Annotated in this window: 19 protein-coding genes and 1 tRNA gene; 1 reads left to right on the forward strand and 19 read right to left on the reverse strand. The window is 62.3% G+C overall.

What is annotated here, in order from left to right:
- Positions 1–4: 4 nt before the first annotated feature.
- Genes ASD64_RS13655 through ASD64_RS21285 form a run of 3 tightly spaced genes read right to left on the reverse strand, consistent with a single transcriptional unit; the run spans position 5 to position 2,097 of the window.
- The gene (locus tag ASD64_RS13655) at positions 5–346 is read right to left on the reverse strand and encodes a phage tail assembly protein (RefSeq protein WP_056105819.1); all 342 of its coding nucleotides are present in this window, start codon (positions 344–346) and stop codon (positions 5–7) included.
- Between the two features lie 3 nt (positions 347–349).
- Positions 350–850, reverse strand: a complete 501-nt coding sequence (locus tag ASD64_RS21280; protein ID WP_056105822.1) for a phage major tail tube protein — start codon at positions 848–850, stop codon at positions 350–352.
- Between the two features lie 11 nt (positions 851–861).
- A complete protein-coding gene (locus tag ASD64_RS21285; protein ID WP_056105825.1) occupies positions 862–2,097 on the reverse strand; it encodes a hypothetical protein in 1,236 nt (411 codons plus the stop codon).
- Between the two features lie 339 nt (positions 2,098–2,436).
- On the opposite strand from ASD64_RS21285, the gene ASD64_RS13670 reads away from it, so the two are divergent.
- Positions 2,437–3,936, forward strand: a complete 1,500-nt coding sequence (locus ASD64_RS13670; RefSeq protein ID WP_082549988.1) for an FkbM family methyltransferase — start codon at positions 2,437–2,439, stop codon at positions 3,934–3,936.
- Between the two features lie 14 nt (positions 3,937–3,950).
- Here ASD64_RS13670 and ASD64_RS13675 read toward each other — a convergent pair whose 3' ends face one another.
- The 16 genes from ASD64_RS13675 to ASD64_RS13745 all read right to left on the reverse strand — a co-directional run bounded on the left by ASD64_RS13675 (position 3,951) and on the right by ASD64_RS13745 (position 14,550).
- Complete coding sequence (locus ASD64_RS13675) at positions 3,951–4,427, reverse strand: hypothetical protein (RefSeq protein ID WP_056105829.1); 477 nt, start codon at positions 4,425–4,427, stop codon at positions 3,951–3,953.
- Position 4,428: 1 nt separating this feature from the next.
- Positions 4,429–5,448, reverse strand: coding sequence for a hypothetical protein (locus tag ASD64_RS13680; protein ID WP_156460140.1), 1,020 nt, complete (start codon positions 5,446–5,448; stop codon positions 4,429–4,431).
- A 124-nt stretch (positions 5,449–5,572) separates the two neighbouring features.
- The gene (locus tag ASD64_RS21035; RefSeq protein WP_156460141.1) at positions 5,573–5,737 is read right to left on the reverse strand and encodes a hypothetical protein; all 165 of its coding nucleotides are present in this window, start codon (positions 5,735–5,737) and stop codon (positions 5,573–5,575) included.
- A 59-nt stretch (positions 5,738–5,796) separates the two neighbouring features.
- Positions 5,797–8,049, reverse strand: a complete 2,253-nt coding sequence (locus ASD64_RS13685; RefSeq protein ID WP_056105833.1) for a hypothetical protein — start codon at positions 8,047–8,049, stop codon at positions 5,797–5,799.
- Positions 8,042–9,313, reverse strand: coding sequence for a phage tail protein I (locus ASD64_RS13690; RefSeq protein WP_056105835.1), 1,272 nt, complete (start codon positions 9,311–9,313; stop codon positions 8,042–8,044). Before ASD64_RS13690 ends, ASD64_RS13685 begins: the two co-directional genes overlap by 8 nt.
- Positions 9,306–10,163, reverse strand: a complete 858-nt coding sequence (locus ASD64_RS13695; RefSeq protein ID WP_056105837.1) for a baseplate J/gp47 family protein — start codon at positions 10,161–10,163, stop codon at positions 9,306–9,308. The genes ASD64_RS13690 and ASD64_RS13695 overlap by 8 nt, the downstream gene beginning before the upstream one ends.
- The gene (locus ASD64_RS13700) at positions 10,160–10,540 is read right to left on the reverse strand and encodes a hypothetical protein (protein ID WP_056105839.1); all 381 of its coding nucleotides are present in this window, start codon (positions 10,538–10,540) and stop codon (positions 10,160–10,162) included. The genes ASD64_RS13695 and ASD64_RS13700 overlap by 4 nt, the downstream gene beginning before the upstream one ends.
- Positions 10,541–10,542: 2 nt before the next feature.
- Positions 10,543–10,728, reverse strand: coding sequence for a hypothetical protein (locus tag ASD64_RS13705; protein ID WP_056105841.1), 186 nt, complete (start codon positions 10,726–10,728; stop codon positions 10,543–10,545).
- Positions 10,725–11,270 (reverse strand): phage baseplate assembly protein V, encoded by a 546-nt coding sequence (locus ASD64_RS13710; protein WP_056105843.1) that lies wholly within the window; start codon positions 11,268–11,270, stop codon positions 10,725–10,727. Before ASD64_RS13710 ends, ASD64_RS13705 begins: the two co-directional genes overlap by 4 nt.
- Positions 11,267–11,830: a hypothetical protein gene (locus ASD64_RS13715; protein ID WP_056105845.1), complete on the reverse strand. Its 564-nt coding sequence runs from the start codon at positions 11,828–11,830 to the stop codon at positions 11,267–11,269. Before ASD64_RS13715 ends, ASD64_RS13710 begins: the two co-directional genes overlap by 4 nt.
- Positions 11,827–12,297 (reverse strand): phage virion morphogenesis protein, encoded by a 471-nt coding sequence (locus ASD64_RS13720; RefSeq protein ID WP_056105847.1) that lies wholly within the window; start codon positions 12,295–12,297, stop codon positions 11,827–11,829. The genes ASD64_RS13715 and ASD64_RS13720 overlap by 4 nt, the downstream gene beginning before the upstream one ends.
- Complete coding sequence (locus tag ASD64_RS13725) at positions 12,297–12,740, reverse strand: DUF1320 domain-containing protein (protein ID WP_056105849.1); 444 nt, start codon at positions 12,738–12,740, stop codon at positions 12,297–12,299. The genes ASD64_RS13720 and ASD64_RS13725 overlap by 1 nt, the downstream gene beginning before the upstream one ends.
- 78 nt (positions 12,741–12,818) lie before the next feature.
- Positions 12,819–12,893: transfer RNA gene (locus ASD64_RS13730), tRNA-Met, on the reverse strand.
- A 7-nt stretch (positions 12,894–12,900) separates the two neighbouring features.
- Positions 12,901–13,128, reverse strand: a complete 228-nt coding sequence (locus ASD64_RS13735; RefSeq protein WP_056105851.1) for a hypothetical protein — start codon at positions 13,126–13,128, stop codon at positions 12,901–12,903.
- A 94-nt stretch (positions 13,129–13,222) separates the two neighbouring features.
- Positions 13,223–14,119 (reverse strand): Mu-like prophage major head subunit gpT family protein, encoded by an 897-nt coding sequence (locus ASD64_RS13740; protein WP_056105853.1) that lies wholly within the window; start codon positions 14,117–14,119, stop codon positions 13,223–13,225.
- A 41-nt stretch (positions 14,120–14,160) separates the two neighbouring features.
- On the reverse strand, positions 14,161–14,550 hold the full coding sequence (locus ASD64_RS13745; protein ID WP_056105856.1) for a hypothetical protein: 390 nt from the start codon (positions 14,548–14,550) through the stop codon (positions 14,161–14,163).
- Between the last annotated feature and the right edge of the window lie 47 nt (positions 14,551–14,597).

The raw sequence follows: 14,597 nt of genomic DNA on the forward strand, positions 1-14,597 counted from the left end.
GCGGTCAGGATTGTGGCTTGGTCCCGCCCGCCTTCGAAGGGTTTTCTTCCGTCTCTGTTCCGGGCTTGGCTTCGACGCTGGACCACTCTTCGCGCCACCACGTCTCGATCTGGACAATGTCGACCGGCTTGAGCTTGCGAAGCACCACAAAAGGCAGATCGGCGCATTTGGCAGCGACACGCAGCTGCATTTCCGACTGGCTCGCATTATCGGGAAGCTCGCGGCCGGCGTCGCAAACGTCGCCGGCCTCGATCTCGCGCAGCGACAGCACGTCCCACCGCTGTTCGGCACCGCCCGCAATCGCGGACGGCATGATGATCGGGCGCTTGAGCGTGATCGTCTTCATCGGCTATCTCCCGATCGCGCGGCGGGCCTCGGCCAGCACATCGTTGCCGTTGACGCGGAAGATCATGCCCTCCGGATCAACATGGTACTGTTCGATGCCGTTCACGAACCGGCGATAGGTATGGATGAAGAGCGGCAGCTTGACGCCTTCGAGGTTCTTCCGGTTCCACTCCGGAAACTCCAGGTCCATCGTCGCCTTCATGTGGATGACGACGCTTTCCGACCCTTGCTCGCGCGTGTCGAACAGTTCGCGGCGGAACTGGAAGGCCTGCGGGACGCCGGGCGTCACGCCGAAGATGTTGATCGCGTCGGTGTCGTAATTGAAGAGCGTCAGTTCCCCCTTCAGGGCTTCGAGGATCAAGCCGACCTCGACTTCGCCGACCATGCCGCCACCGGCATAGCCTTCGCGGACCCACTTCAGGTCGGGTTCCTTCACCGTGGCGGTTTCGGCAAACTTGCCCTTGCCGTCGATGAAGGCGGAAAAATAGCGGCCGGTCTGCTTCACGGTTTTGCTCCTTACGCCTGCGCCGCGAGATCGCGGACGATGTCCTCGACAAGCACGTCGAAATACTTCTTGTTGCGGCGCGAACCGACGGTCAGGCCATGGATCGGAGGTGTCTCTTCGGCATCGAACTCGATGCGAAGCTGGCCGCGCCGAAGCTGGCCATTCGAGTTTTCGGCGGGCAGGAAGAAGGCCCGGCCGTTGATGACCGCGCCGGCAATGCGCAGGTCGCCAAGCTTCTCGTCCAGGGACACGATGGCCTCGACGACAGCCGGCGCATTCATCGGCGCGTCGATGATCGGCGCGAAATCCTTGGCCACCATCTCCTCGATGGCGAAGCGCGTGCGCACCACGGACGAGAACATCCAGTCGTCGTCGGCCGAGGCGGACAGGCCACCCCAGTAGCGATAGCCGCCGTCGCGCACGATGGTGTTGATCCGGTTCTCGTTGAGCAGATGGCTCTCGGTATCGGGATCGGTGTAGTCGAAGGTGATCGGCCGCTCGGTGCCGACGATGCCGCCGATGATCGCATTCGACCAGGACACCCAGAAGCCGGCCGGCTTCTTGGAGTTGGGATCGCCGTCGCGAATGATCTTGCAGCCGAGGCCGGCGATGAACGGCTCGGCCGGCCGGGCGACAGGCAAGCCGTCGCTGCCCGACACCATCACGCGCGGGTCGATCAGGTCGACCGCCAGCGAGCTGACATCATCGCGGTAGGTAAGGGCCTCCTCCTTCGTAGCCCCGCCTATGCCGACCAGCATGCGGGCGCGCTGACGCTCAAGGAATGGCACTAGCCCGGCGACGACAGGATTAGCGGCTCCAGCCGGCCGCTGCCCGGTCAGTCCGGGAGCCATGTAGATTTTCGGTTTGAAACCAAGCTCACTGCCAACGCCCTTGAAGGCATGAAGGCCTGTCATCGAGCCGGCCGAGCCTACGGCGTTGGCCATCGTCGCCTCGGCATCCACCCCTTCTTCGACCCGGACAATGCAGGTCTTGGGAATGAAGCGGCCGCCCGATGCGGTGACCAGGGCGTTCACGCTGTCCTTCAGGGTGCCGGTGACACCGAGCGCCTCGATCTGGGCCAGATCGCCGGTGATGGCGACCGGCGTGTCGAGCGGGAACAGTGCATCGTCGGCATCGGGTGCGGTGCCGAGGATCGCCACCGGCGTCTGGTCGAACACTTCGAACGAGACGGTTCCTTCGGGAACCCGGCTGACGCGCGTGCCGTGCTGATAGGTGAGTTCGGGCATGTGGCTGGCCTCTTGAAACGCTGAAGGGACTGAAGCGTCCCGATCTCTTCGAGGCGTAGAGCCTGCCGCAAAAACAATTAAGGGGGCAGTTTCGCCCCCGTAACCGCAACTCTACTTGAATGGCGATCAGGTATCACGATCAGCCAAAACCGACAAGATCGGGCGCTACAGACGGTGGTTGCGATAAAAGGCCTCGAAGCGGATCGATGATGAGGGAGAACTTCCACCCGCGCCGCCAACAAGCAGGCGCGGCACTACCGCTGCCGTAGCCCTTTCAGGTTGTCGGGATTAAGGGTGGTGTGCTAGCCGATACCGGCTCGCTCAATTTCGGAGGCCACGATGCGCAGACATATTGAGAAATGGCGTCGCAGCCTTAATCGGAAGCGCATACCGTCAATCCTTGATCAACGCACACACAGTTTTCTGGACGCTGTTCCAGCAATGCCCGAGGGCCATATCGGCAATGCTGCTCTGGTAGACCAGTTCTTCGCCGCCGTTTCGCAACTCGCCCCGGCAGTCTTCTGCGATATCGGCGCGAACAAAGGCGATGCGGCGATACGCGCCAAGATGGCATTACCGAACGCCGCCGTGCATGCTTTCGAGGCAAATCCGAAGATACATGCGGCCTTTGGCGACAAACCAGTATCGATGGGTATCGGATGGCACAATCTGGCTGTCACGAGCAGACTTGGCCCTGTTGACATCTATGTTCCTCGTCGAATTTCGCGTGTGCTCAAGCGTGGCCGGCTTCTGAAACGCGATCACAGGGAGAGTGAGGATACCGGAAAAGGTTCCCTGCTTCGCCGCAATGAAGATGCTGACTATGACCACCACGTTGTGTCCGGGGTCACGCTCGATGGGTTCCTGGCAGAGGCTGCGCCGACAGGCGATGCCGCTCTCTGGGTAGATGTCGAAGGTGCTGCATCGCTCGTTTTAGATGGCGCGGCGAAGACGCTTGAACGTACGCAGATCATTCTCGTGGAAGTGGAAGGGTACAAGTTTTGGGAGGGGCAGTCCGGTGCCTCCGAGGTTTTCCAGAAGCTGATCCCTGCCGGCTTCACGCCAGTGCACCGAGATCGCGAATACGGCGATTTTCAATGCAATGTGCTGTTCATCCGCAATGATTTGTTGCCAGATTTCCGACCTGCCGTGAGCTATTCGGAGCAGGGCGACGTGCCGGCCTTGGTTCCGTGTTTCAACAATCCGACATACAGCGCGATGATGCTGGACCAACTCTGGCGGGTTGGTTTTCGCGACATTCGGTTCATCGACAACGCGTCGACCAATCCTGACATGCAGGCCTGGCTGGATAGAGAGGACGGTCGCCGCAAAGTCGTTCGGTTAAATGACAATCTTGGGCCAGGTGCATCCATGCTCACGCAGAACGATTTACCGCGCCATTTTTGTGTCACTGACCCGGATATTTCCTTCAACCCTAACCTTCCATCGGATTTTTTGATCGAATTGCGCGACCTGACGCATCGTCATGCCATTGGCAAGGCTGGCTTTGCACTCGACCTGTCACGTCGTCACCTATTCCCAGCGAAGACTTTTCCTTTGAACGGACGCGACTACACAGTTTCGGAATGGGAGGAGCCGTTTTGGCAGCATCCCCTACGCTTTACCGCTGGCGGTGATCGAGTTTTCGACGCGAATGTTGATACTACATTTTGCATGGTTGATCGGCGGTTTTTTATACCAGACAGATCAACCAGAGCCGTCAGAATAGCCGGTCGATACACCGCGACGCATCTGCCATGGGAGGGCGCAGCCCTGCCTCCAGAGCGTGAAATGTCGCTCTATGCCGAGACCCAGCGGCACTCAAATTACGGTGTCTAGCTTCTCCATCCGGTCTATTCCGGCCAAACCAACGCAGGAAGCTCACCTATGAATGCTTCGACGGCTGGCACTTGGCGCTGGCCGTTCTGCACTTTGCCCAGTTCGGCATAGGCATAAACCCACACGACGTCACGCCAAGTGACGAATGCCTGTGCCTCCGCCGCCCATTGAGGCACGGTGCTGTTGACGTAGCCAGCAAGCGCGTTGCCATCGTTGTAGAGCTTGGAGACTGCGGATGCATCAACGTGCGCCTGAATTGCACTCTGGAATTCGGTAAGAGTAGGCACCGGATTGTATGGCTCTACCGTCTTTCCGTCCGATATCCACTGCTGGACAGCCGCCCAAATGACAGGGGCGAGGCCGTACGCATCGCTTTCGCGGCTGACATATTCGACGGTATCGCGGAGTTCATCGCTATCGGTCAGCTCGGTCGTGACGAGAAATGAACCATCTGACATTGCCTGTACGAATGAGATTGAATGAAGTTCCATATCAGGCTGTCCTTTGTGCAAGAAGGTTTGGACCGGATATCACGCCACGAGCCCGCCACGTTCCAGACAGAGCGGTCGTTCCGGATTGGGCATAGAGATCATTGTTGCCGGAAAGCGCCGGATAAATGGTCACTACACCGTTTCGGGCCTTGGTCGACCCTCCAGAAATAAAAACTGTATGACCGACAGGAAACACAGTCTCATCCTGCGTGCTGCCTGTGTAGACGCCAGCCTTGGTGGCTAAGCCATCGTCTACATAACTTTTGCGGGCCAACACGTTGGCGCTGGCAGGATCGGCGGCATATTGCGGTGCGCCCGTGAAAGCACCGCCTGATTTCGGCATGGCGTTTGTTGCCAATACCCCCTGTGCGGCCGAGGCAACGCCTGAAACATCGGCAAAACTTATTCCCAGAGCCACCTTGAGCGCGCTGGCTGTGATTGCCCCAACCAACCCCGCGACCGACAATACCTGATCCGTATTGTCGATCTTATCCCAAGACGCACCATTTGAGGCTATCCAGTCACCGACCTGCCAGTCGTTGATGCCGGAAATAGATGTCGTGCCGGCCACAGACACCTTGTAAAAATAACCCTTGTTCGCAGCACTCGCGGCCGGGATCACCGGGCTGTTCGTGCTGGCGTTCCAGACACCCTGATAGTTCAGAGCCCCGAACAGAGCGGCTGGCAGTTGCGCGGCGGGCACCTTGCCGGTCTCGTCCAGGCCGGCATAGCCGTTCATCTGTCCCTTCTCGGCCACGGACTGTTTGAGTGCGAGAAACTCTGCCAGCTCCGCCATCTGGTCGGTCGCCAGGGCAAGCGCGGCCTGGGCGTCGGCGATCAGCGGATTGATGATGTCATCGACCCGCTGCATGCCGTTCGTGCGGTAGTCTTCGTCGAGCGCTGCCAGCCCGTCGCGGGTTTCGTCGAGGCCGGCAAGCATCGTTGCCAGAACGGGCGCGATCGCCGCCTCGATGCGGTTGAGGGCCACATCGCCATAGCGACGCTCGAATTCGTCGACCATGCCCTTGATGTTTTCGACAGCCGCAATGCGGATATTGATGTCCGCCAGGACGCGCTTCAGCTTGGTGACAAAATCGGCAGTGTCGTTGTCGAAGTCCTGGTAATCGACCTTCGCTCCACTGGGATTACTCATCGGCCGGCCGCGCCTTGTTGCCGAGCTGATCGAGGACGAGATCGTCCACGCGATAAACCCGACCGGGGATGAAGCGCGTGATGCCGACCGGGGTCAATGCCGACACCGTGATCGGCGTGAGGCCGTCCTCGCCCTTCTTGAAAGTTGCTTTGGCCATGGTTCGAAGTCCTTTTCAAAGGTGGTTGAGGCTCCGGCCGAGAAGGCCGGCGCCGGGGATCAGTAGGAATTCCAGACGGTCTCGTTGATCTGGAAGAGGTCGCGATCAGAGACGGCCGTGCCGACATGCTTGATCCGGAACTGTGTGATCGGCGCGCCCAGGTTGAACGTCGCCTTTCGCCTGATCCCGATCTCGGCGACCCTGTCCTCAACGACCGAAGCGGTCACGTCGCCGGCCCCGGTCACCAGCTTGATGGCGGCGGTGTGGTCGGGTGCATGGAAGTAGCCGAGGTAGCTGGTCACCGTGACCGTGTTGGCGGCGGCAGGCAGCGTGATCTCTTCGGAGACGCCGGTGAAGCCGGATTTCGACCGTGTTGCGCGCAGGCGGCTGTTGGTAAGCTTCAGCATCGGCTGCACGTCGGACGTGCCGTTGAACACGGCGCGTATCTTGACCAGGGCGGGCTTGTTGTAGAGCAGGCTTTGACCCTCGCCGCCGACCAGCCGCGACCATACCGCCTGTCCTTCCGGCTGTATCTCCCAGTCGATCGACGTGCCCTCGGGGGCGATGCTCTCATAGAGGAAGTCGAGATCGGTGATGCCGCCCGCCAACGATACAGGCGTCAATTCGATGACGGCGCGCGGGTTGGTGAAGCGGGCATAGATCGCGCGGAACAGAAGGTCGCGGGTGAGGTCGCCTGTGAACCAGCCGCCGTCCGATGAATAGAAGAGCGACCCATTCAGATAGGCGTTGTTGTCGGCGAGCGCGACGTGGTGACTGCCCTGCGAGATCAGCACGGTGGCATAGCGTTTGCCGCGCTCGCGGTAGATCGGCGGAATGCCGAACCGGGTCCACTGCGGATAAGGCTTCAGGTCGGCCGGCTGCTTGGTCACCGAGGCGATGACCTTTGTGACATCAGGCGCGCCGGCCGTCACCTCGCAAACCGCCATGGTGACGGCACCATCGGCGGCGATCTGGGTGAAGGCGAAATCGCTGCCGAGATACCAGCCGCCTTGAGCGTCGAGCATCGTCTGCCCGATTACAGCGCCATTGATGACGGTTTCGGTGGGCGTGGCGTCCCAATAGGGTTCCTGCCAGCTATCGGTCCAGAACTGCGTGACGCGCACCATCCTATGGTTGATGACAGCGTTCGGCCGGTCCGCCTCCGCGACCTCCCACACCTCACCGGCGCGCCGGAAGATGCCCGAAGCCGGATCATACTGGCCGGAGCGCCACCACTGCGCGTTGGTGCAGACGTTCATGGACTGGCCGTAGCGGATACGGGTGCGCGTAACCGACCGCTGCGTCAGCGTGATGGCCTGACTGGCATACTGGTTGAGCGCGATGTCTCCGGCAAAGCCCTCGACCCGGATGCGCGCTTCTTCCGTGTACTTTGGCAGGAGCTGGCCGGTTGCCTGATCGACTATCGCCACCGGATCGAGCGGGTTGAAGAGCTGCAGCGCCTGCTCGGTGATATTGTCCCAGTTGGGGCGGATGCCTTCCTCTACGCGGCAATCCGAAGCGCCGTGGGTCAGGTCCATCTTATCAAGGTTGAGGTACCGATCAGCGCCATAGGAGACCGCGTCTTCGTCGATGCCGACCGTGTCCTTCAGCAGGGCGACATCATAAAGAAGCTGCTCCAGCGTGTTCGATGACGCCGATGCGCGCAGCTTGTCGGCAAGAGCGGCGATATCGGTTCGGATGGTCGAGATCAGCGGCTCGGCAATCTGCCGCCAAAGGTCGATCTGTGTCGCCAGCGAGAAGATGTCCTGGATCGACTTGAGCCGGGCGGCTTCGTTCATCTCGACCAGTTCCACGCCCGTTGTCGACAGCGTCACCGTGGCGATATGCACATAGCCGGGGTCGATCGGCGGCACCTGCGGGTTGGCGCTCTCCTGGCCGTAGACGACATCGACATTGGCGACCCGCGCCCGACGCATGGCCACGTCCTGCGGCTCGACGGCGTTGGTGGTGACATCGGTGCGGAAGTTGCGGCGCTCGATATCGGTCTCTGTCTCGACCGCCCAGGCAACGACAACGGCCATCTTCTGTGCTGCCACAGGCAGATTGCCGATCATGTCGATGTTGACCGCCACGTCGCGGCCGTGGATCGGGCCGGAGGCATAAAGCAGTCCGGAGGCGACCTTGATTTCGGCCGGTCCCGTCTTCTCGGTGAGGAACCCGTAGAAGCGCTTGGACGCGCCGACCGTGGCGCGGAAAGCTTCGTCGAACGAGGCGCGGGTATATGCCTGCATATTGCCGGCATCGTCGGCCAGGAACTGCTGGCGCGGGCGGATCATGACTTGGTTACGCATTGAGGCGGAACTCCTTTGAGTTGATCATTTCGCCGAACGCGAAGCTGCCGAACGGCAACCCATCGGAGAAACGGACAGGGCGATGAAGGGCGGTGGAAACAAGTGTGCGGTCGGAGGTCGGATTGGACGCCGCAGCCGCAGCGAACAGCCGCTGGCGATGCGCCCCGTCATCGGCGAGGAAATAATCGCCTTCGAAGCTGCCGTAGAATGCTGCCTGCCGGTCGAGCGGGAACCTTGCGTCGACATCGACCAGCATGTGGTTCGGATCGAGGCCGAACAGATCGTCGTCATCGAAGCAAAAACCGCCTTCACGCGAGCCGGAGGATCGGCTGGCGTCATAGAGCCGGAAGCTTTCGTAGATCATCCGGTCGGCGGTCGACGGCTGCAGGAAGCTTTCCCCGACGATGGCGTCGCCTAGGAGGAAGTCGTCAGCGATGCCTGTCACAATGATGCGCTCGGGGATCGGCGTGATCAGCGTGGCATCGATGCCGGTGCGCGTCTCGACTGCGCCATCGAGGAGGCTGACGAACAGAACCGGACTGGCGGGCAATAGATAGTCGCCGGGCACGGCCTCACCCATAAAGAAGCCGCCCTGGTCAATGCCGGAGCCGAACAGCTTTTCCACGATCCGGGTCGAGCCGCCATCATGGTGGGTGCGTGTCTCGACCATTTCGAGCTGCAAGATGGTGCCCCCAGGGGCGTCAGGATCATGAAGCTCGGCGCGGCGCTTCGGGCGAGGCGCGTAGGGCGCGAGGAAGACGCCGTCCGGTTCGTCGTCACCCGCGCTGACAAAGGCTTCGTCCAGAAAATCCCAGGCGACGGTGTCAGCGCCCGGCCGATCATAGATGCGGATCTCGGCGAAGCGTCCGCGCCAGCGGCGCTTCTCTTCTTCGTCGGGTCCGGCCGACAGGTAGATGCCGCTCGGCGGCAGCATGAAATCCACCGCCCGACCGCCCATGATTTCGACATAGCGGGCGACGGCGTAGACGGTTCCCTTGACCGAGTTGAGTTCCGGGCTTTCGGCAAGCACGCTGCGCTTCGTGGTTTCCGGCCAGGTCTCATCCCAAAGAGGCGCGCGCAATGCCCAGGCGAGGAAGGGCAGCGCCTCGACCGGACACAGCCAAGGGTTCCACATGCGGCCGATCGGATCATCCAGTTCGTGGACGAGCGGGCCGAGTGCCGCCAGCACCTTTTCCGGGATGGTGGCGTTGGCGGGAAGAAGATGATTTTCCGGGGTCAGGTCACGAGACAGCAGATCAGCCATTGATCCGCTCCATCGTCAGGTCGAGTTCCGTGATCCGGATGCGTTGGCCGGCAGCCGGAATGATGTCGGCCGTGGGTGTCGTCAGCCGCACGCGGATGACATTGCCGGCGTGCAGCGCGGACGTGATCGCAGAGGTGGCCAGGAGGCGGCGCGGCCGCTCCACGTACGACTTCAGCAGGCCAAAGCGGCGACGGGCCTCCGCCTCGATCAGTGCCCCGTCCGGCCCAAAGGGCACATCGATGGCAGCGACAACGGCGGTGTCGATGGCGACCAGGCGGTTGACGGACAGCACATCTGACGTCTGAAGCTTCGGTTCGCGCAGGCGCTTGTCGACCTTGGCTACCAGCTGGGCCGCAGCGTCGGGATTGTCGTCGTCATGGATCGTCTGGATGGCGACGTTGGCATAGCCGGGTGCCGGGAACCACACATCCGCGTCGACGATCGCGACGGGATCGACCGTCAGCGTGTGGAAGAGATAGCCGCCAAGCGAGCCGGCGCTGGAATAGGCTTCAGGCGCCAACTGGATGCGGCGGCGGAAACTGACGTCGCTTTCACCAGGAGCGCGCTCGATGCCGGCGAAGGAATAGTAAGTGGCGGCGATATGATCGAGGTCGCCGCCCTGGGCGAAGGCCAGCAGGATCGAACGGCCGTCCTCATTATGGCGCTGCTGTTCGAGCATCAGCCGCGCCGCCCAGCTCTCGCAAGCTTTCAGGAAGGGATCGCTCTCGAAGACGCCATGCCATTCCGGCAGCCGCATCTTAAGGTCGGCAATGAAAGCGATGATCTCCGGCTCGGGATCAAGTTCGCGGATCAGGTTCGGCTCGGGCAGGGTGGAAAGGTCGATCGTCATGCCGATGCTCCGGTGTAGAAGCGGCGATCGACGATCTGTTCCGTGCCGTCGGCAAGATAATCGAAGACGAAGGCAAGCGTGTAATTGCCCTTGGCGTCGGCGGAGACTTCGCGGGCCTGACGGAACCGAACCAAAGCATCGCCTGTTTCGAGATCGCGGATCTGATCGGCGGCAACCGCGACCTCGGCGCACAGCCGAAGGACGGTCGCGCTGTTGCCGGGCGCATCGATAAAGGCCGGCACATCCGAGCCATAACCGCGCCGAAGCACGCGCCCTCCCTTGCGGGTTGCGAGCAGATCATCGAGCAGGCTTTCCACATAGGGCCAGCCTTCAACGATCTTGAACGTGCTGCGGTCGAGGCCGCGCGGTGCGCGCATGGCTACTTGCCCCCGCGCTTGCGCTTCGAGGCTACCGGGCCTGCCTCGGCGACGGGCGCAGAGGCCTTGCGCAATTTGCCGGCCAGCACATGGTAGCGGGCAGCTTCCTCGGCAAGTTCGACGGTGCTGCCGATCGGAAGAGGCCGGCGAGCCGGGTAGGTGCCGGTCACCTCGTAGGCTTCCTTCATTTCACGATCCTCACCTTGCTGGATAGCTCGCTGACAAGCACGTCGCCGTCCGTGTCGATCGAGCCGCGCATGCCTGCTGGCTCGCCGCCTTCGCCGCCCAGATCGACGCCGCCGTTGAGCAGGCTGTTGCCGTTGACCTTCAGGTTGCCGGTGATCTCGATGCCATCGCCGGTCTGCAAGAAGGTGCAGCCGCCGACCTTCTGCATGAATTCACCGGCCTTATCGTGCGGGGCCGGATTGTCGTTGGAGAAGCCGCCTGCCGTCGCCCAGGAGCGCGTTCCGATCTCGCCGGCCGGCGAGGTGACCGTGACCTGTTCGCCGATCGCCGGCTTGCCATAGGTGGAGACGGCACCGGCGCGCTCCCGCCACCTGATCCACGGCGTCTCGACGGGGGAGCCTTCGGGGCCGATGTCGACCTTGATCAGGTTCGGGTCGTCTGGATGGTGTTGTGTCACCTTGCCGACGCGCTCCTGATTTTCGAGGCGGCGGCGGACTTCACGCGTCTCCAGGGCGAGGCGGGCGAACTGGCGCTCGATCGTCATGGCGCGTCCTCCGGCACTTCGAAATAATCGTCGAGGCCGCTGATCTCGACGGTGCCGGTAGCCTCCTCCTTCGCCAGATCGACGCCGATCACGACAGGCACCGTGAACAGGCAACCCCAAAGGGCGATGCCTTCGGCCTCCAGTTCGCGGGCCGGCGACGGCTCCACAGAGATAGCCTCGGGCAGGCCGACGCCGAGCAGGGCCGGCGACGTGATGTCTCCGGCACCATCCACCAGAGCTGCGCCTGGGCACCACGCTGCAAAGGTCGCGGCGAGAGCGACGGCCAAATCCATCGCCGTGTCGGTGCTTTCCAGCAAGTCACCCTCGCGGGCGATGGCGACGGCGGCAAAGCGCGGCATGATCTTCAGCTCGCCGGTCGGCAGATATTCCGAGCGCACCGGGCCGAAGACGCCGACGCGGGCGGCGGGCGTGAACATGGAAATCTTGCGGACCTCGTCCGCTTCGAGACGGCCGTAGTGCAGGTTGACATCGCGGAAGTCCGGATGCGCTGCAACGACCAGGTCTTTCAGGCGGGAGCGGATGGCGGTCAGGACGCTCACTGGAACGACCTCACGATGAAGTCCTCGGCAAACAGCTCGATCTCCTCGCCGTTCTCGGCCGAGATGCCGACATACGGGCGAGCCGGCATCTCGACTTCGTCCGTCATGACGAAGTTCCCGCCGACGAAGAATGCGAGCTTGTCGGCGTTCTTCGGCTCGATGGTGCCGCCGTGCTGATGAATGCCGGCATAGACGAGGCCGGAGCCGACCTGGACGGACGAGCCGCCGACGACATGATGAATGCTGTCATCGAGCGCGCCCGACGCAAACAGGATGGAGGTGCCGGCGATGTTGGGCTTCCAGGCGCTGCCGTCCGGTGCGGTCTTTTCCGATCGTATGCGCCGCTGTGTCTGGCTGACGACCAGCCCGCCCAGTTCGTCGAGGAACTGCGGCCGGTTGTAGTCGCCGATGGCCGCGACCTTTGCGGCGGCGACCTCGACACCTTCGACGACGATGCGGAAGCTCATCACATGATCTCCGTATCGCGGGTGAAGTAGCGTTTCGGCGCGATGACCTGGACGCCCTTCGACCCGGTCGCGCCGGTGGCCGGGTCGCCGGTACCGGCGTCGGCCGGTGTTGCGCCGGCCAGCGTGATCTCGCCCTTGCCGATATCCTTGAACAGCTTCAGCGCGTCTTCGTAGCGCTTGCGGAATTCGTCGGTGCCGATCATCACGTCTGCGGCCAGACGGTAGACGGCGATGTCGATGACAGCCTCGACCAAGTAGTCAGGCGGCGACGCCAGCGGCACCGCATACTTCTTGTCGATATAGGCGTCGGCCAGGGACGAGGCGCGGGCGAGAGCGGCATCCAGGGCCGCGTCATCACGCTGGCCGGTTTTGTTCTTGTCCGAGAGCTTGCGGACCAGATCGACGCCGCGAGCGCGTTCCATATCTTCGATCGTCGCGTACATCGTCGGCTCCCTTCTTCTGCGTGCCGGGTGCGCCTTGCGTTGACGCACCCGGCCGGCGGTCGCTCTCGGGGGGTATGGTGGTTGCGGGGGCCGGATTTGAACCGGCGACCTTCTGGTTATGAGCCAGACGAGCTGCCGCTGCTCTACCCCGCTGAACTGGTCAGTCGATCGGCGGTGTGATCTTCAGCACCGGATCGGCAATGATTTCCCGCCACTGGCCTTCATTGAAATCACTCTCGGCGACCTCAACCGGCTGCCCCTTCGGGAACCGGCGTCCGCAACGGCGGCGGCTTTCCGATGCCGTGATGGTGATGACAGGGCCTTTCCGGACATCGCTGTCATCGGCGTCGTTGCCTGGCTCGGCCTTCTTGTTCTTGGGATCGGGCATGGTGTCTCCTTTTCGGGGTTCATGAAAACCGCCTTCGAAGCGGCTTTCAGAAACCCCGCTGGATCGCTCCAGCGGGACTTCGTCTGGCGGGCGATCAGGCCAGCCAGGGCGAGTTCAGGATTTCGGCCTTCTTGTAGTTCGGGTTGTCGGAACCGTTTTCGAGGCGCTGGACCGACAGGATTTCGTCGGCCTTCTTTTCGAGGCTGGGCGGAATGACGAGCAGGTCGGGCACGATGCCGAGCGGGCGGCCGTTGTTGCCCTTCAGGCTCATCATGGCCGTGCGGGCCGCCTCGAAGTTCGCCGCCGTCAGATCGGCCTTGGAGCCGAACGCCATCTGCCAGAAGGCGTAACCGGCAGCGCCGCGCGAGCGGGTGCCATAGGTGAACTTGTCCCGCTCGAATACGCTCTCGGAAGTCGCCGGGTCATCATGGATGATCAGTTCCGGCTTGACGCGGTCCTGGTAGATGAACGGCTTCACCGGGCGCTTGGTGCAAAGCAGGTACCAGGGCGAGAGCGCGCCGGCCTGCATGTTGGAGACGCTGACCTCCTCGCCGTTGACCATCACCGGATGATCCGCGTCGAAGAAGTTCTGGCCGTCGAAGCACTTCGCCGCGAAGCCGCCCGGCAGCGCCTCGACAAACACGAGCTGCTCGGGATGCTCGGCGGCCGCCGTCGCCATCATACCGATCGCAGGCGAGAAGATGCCGTATTGATCATCCTCGATCGAGGTGCGCGGCACTTCGACCGTGTCTTCGAACAAACGGTTGGCGAGCGTGTAGCCTTCGACGCCGAGGTTCTTGCGGTGACGATCGCCGATCCATTCGCGCATGCCGGCGAAGTCGCCCAGCCATGCGTAGGTCTCGATCGACGTGCTGGATGGCACCACGGTGGCGATACGCGTGTACGCCAGGGCAACGGCTCCGAAGCCGTTGCGGAAGGTCGCCTTGAACCCGGTATTCAGGTTGGTGAGGTTGGATTTGTTGATGATCATGAGATCGTTTCCTTGCGTGGAATAGCTGCGGGAATGGCGATTTAGGCGAAGGTCACCCACACGCCGCTGTCATCCACGTCGAAGCAGATGCCGGCGACCGAGCGGGCATTGGTGTCGCTGGTCGCGGCGACGGTTTCGTCATCGACGATGTAGACATCCTTGCCGATCGACGCGGCCGTGACGGGATCGGCACTGGAATTGCCGAACAGGAAGGTGCCGGCATCAATTTCGATGCTCTTGCCACCGCTCGTATTGTCGACGGTCTCGGCGGCGCGGCCGAGGCCGACAAGCCCGGCAGCCGTCTTGCCAGGCGCGGCCTTGCCTGCATCATTGACCACCAGCGCACCGGCGAAGATCACGGTGGCGGCTTTGACCGGCACGACGCGACGGTTCGCGGTGCGGGATTTGGTGTTTCGCTCATTCGAAAGCATGTGAAAAATCTCCGGTTGGGATGGCTGGCGCGACGCGTCGGCCGTTG

It is taken from the genome of Mesorhizobium sp. Root157, from assembly GCF_001427385.1.
In the GTDB taxonomy this organism is placed as follows: Bacteria; Pseudomonadota; Alphaproteobacteria; order Rhizobiales; family Rhizobiaceae; genus Mesorhizobium.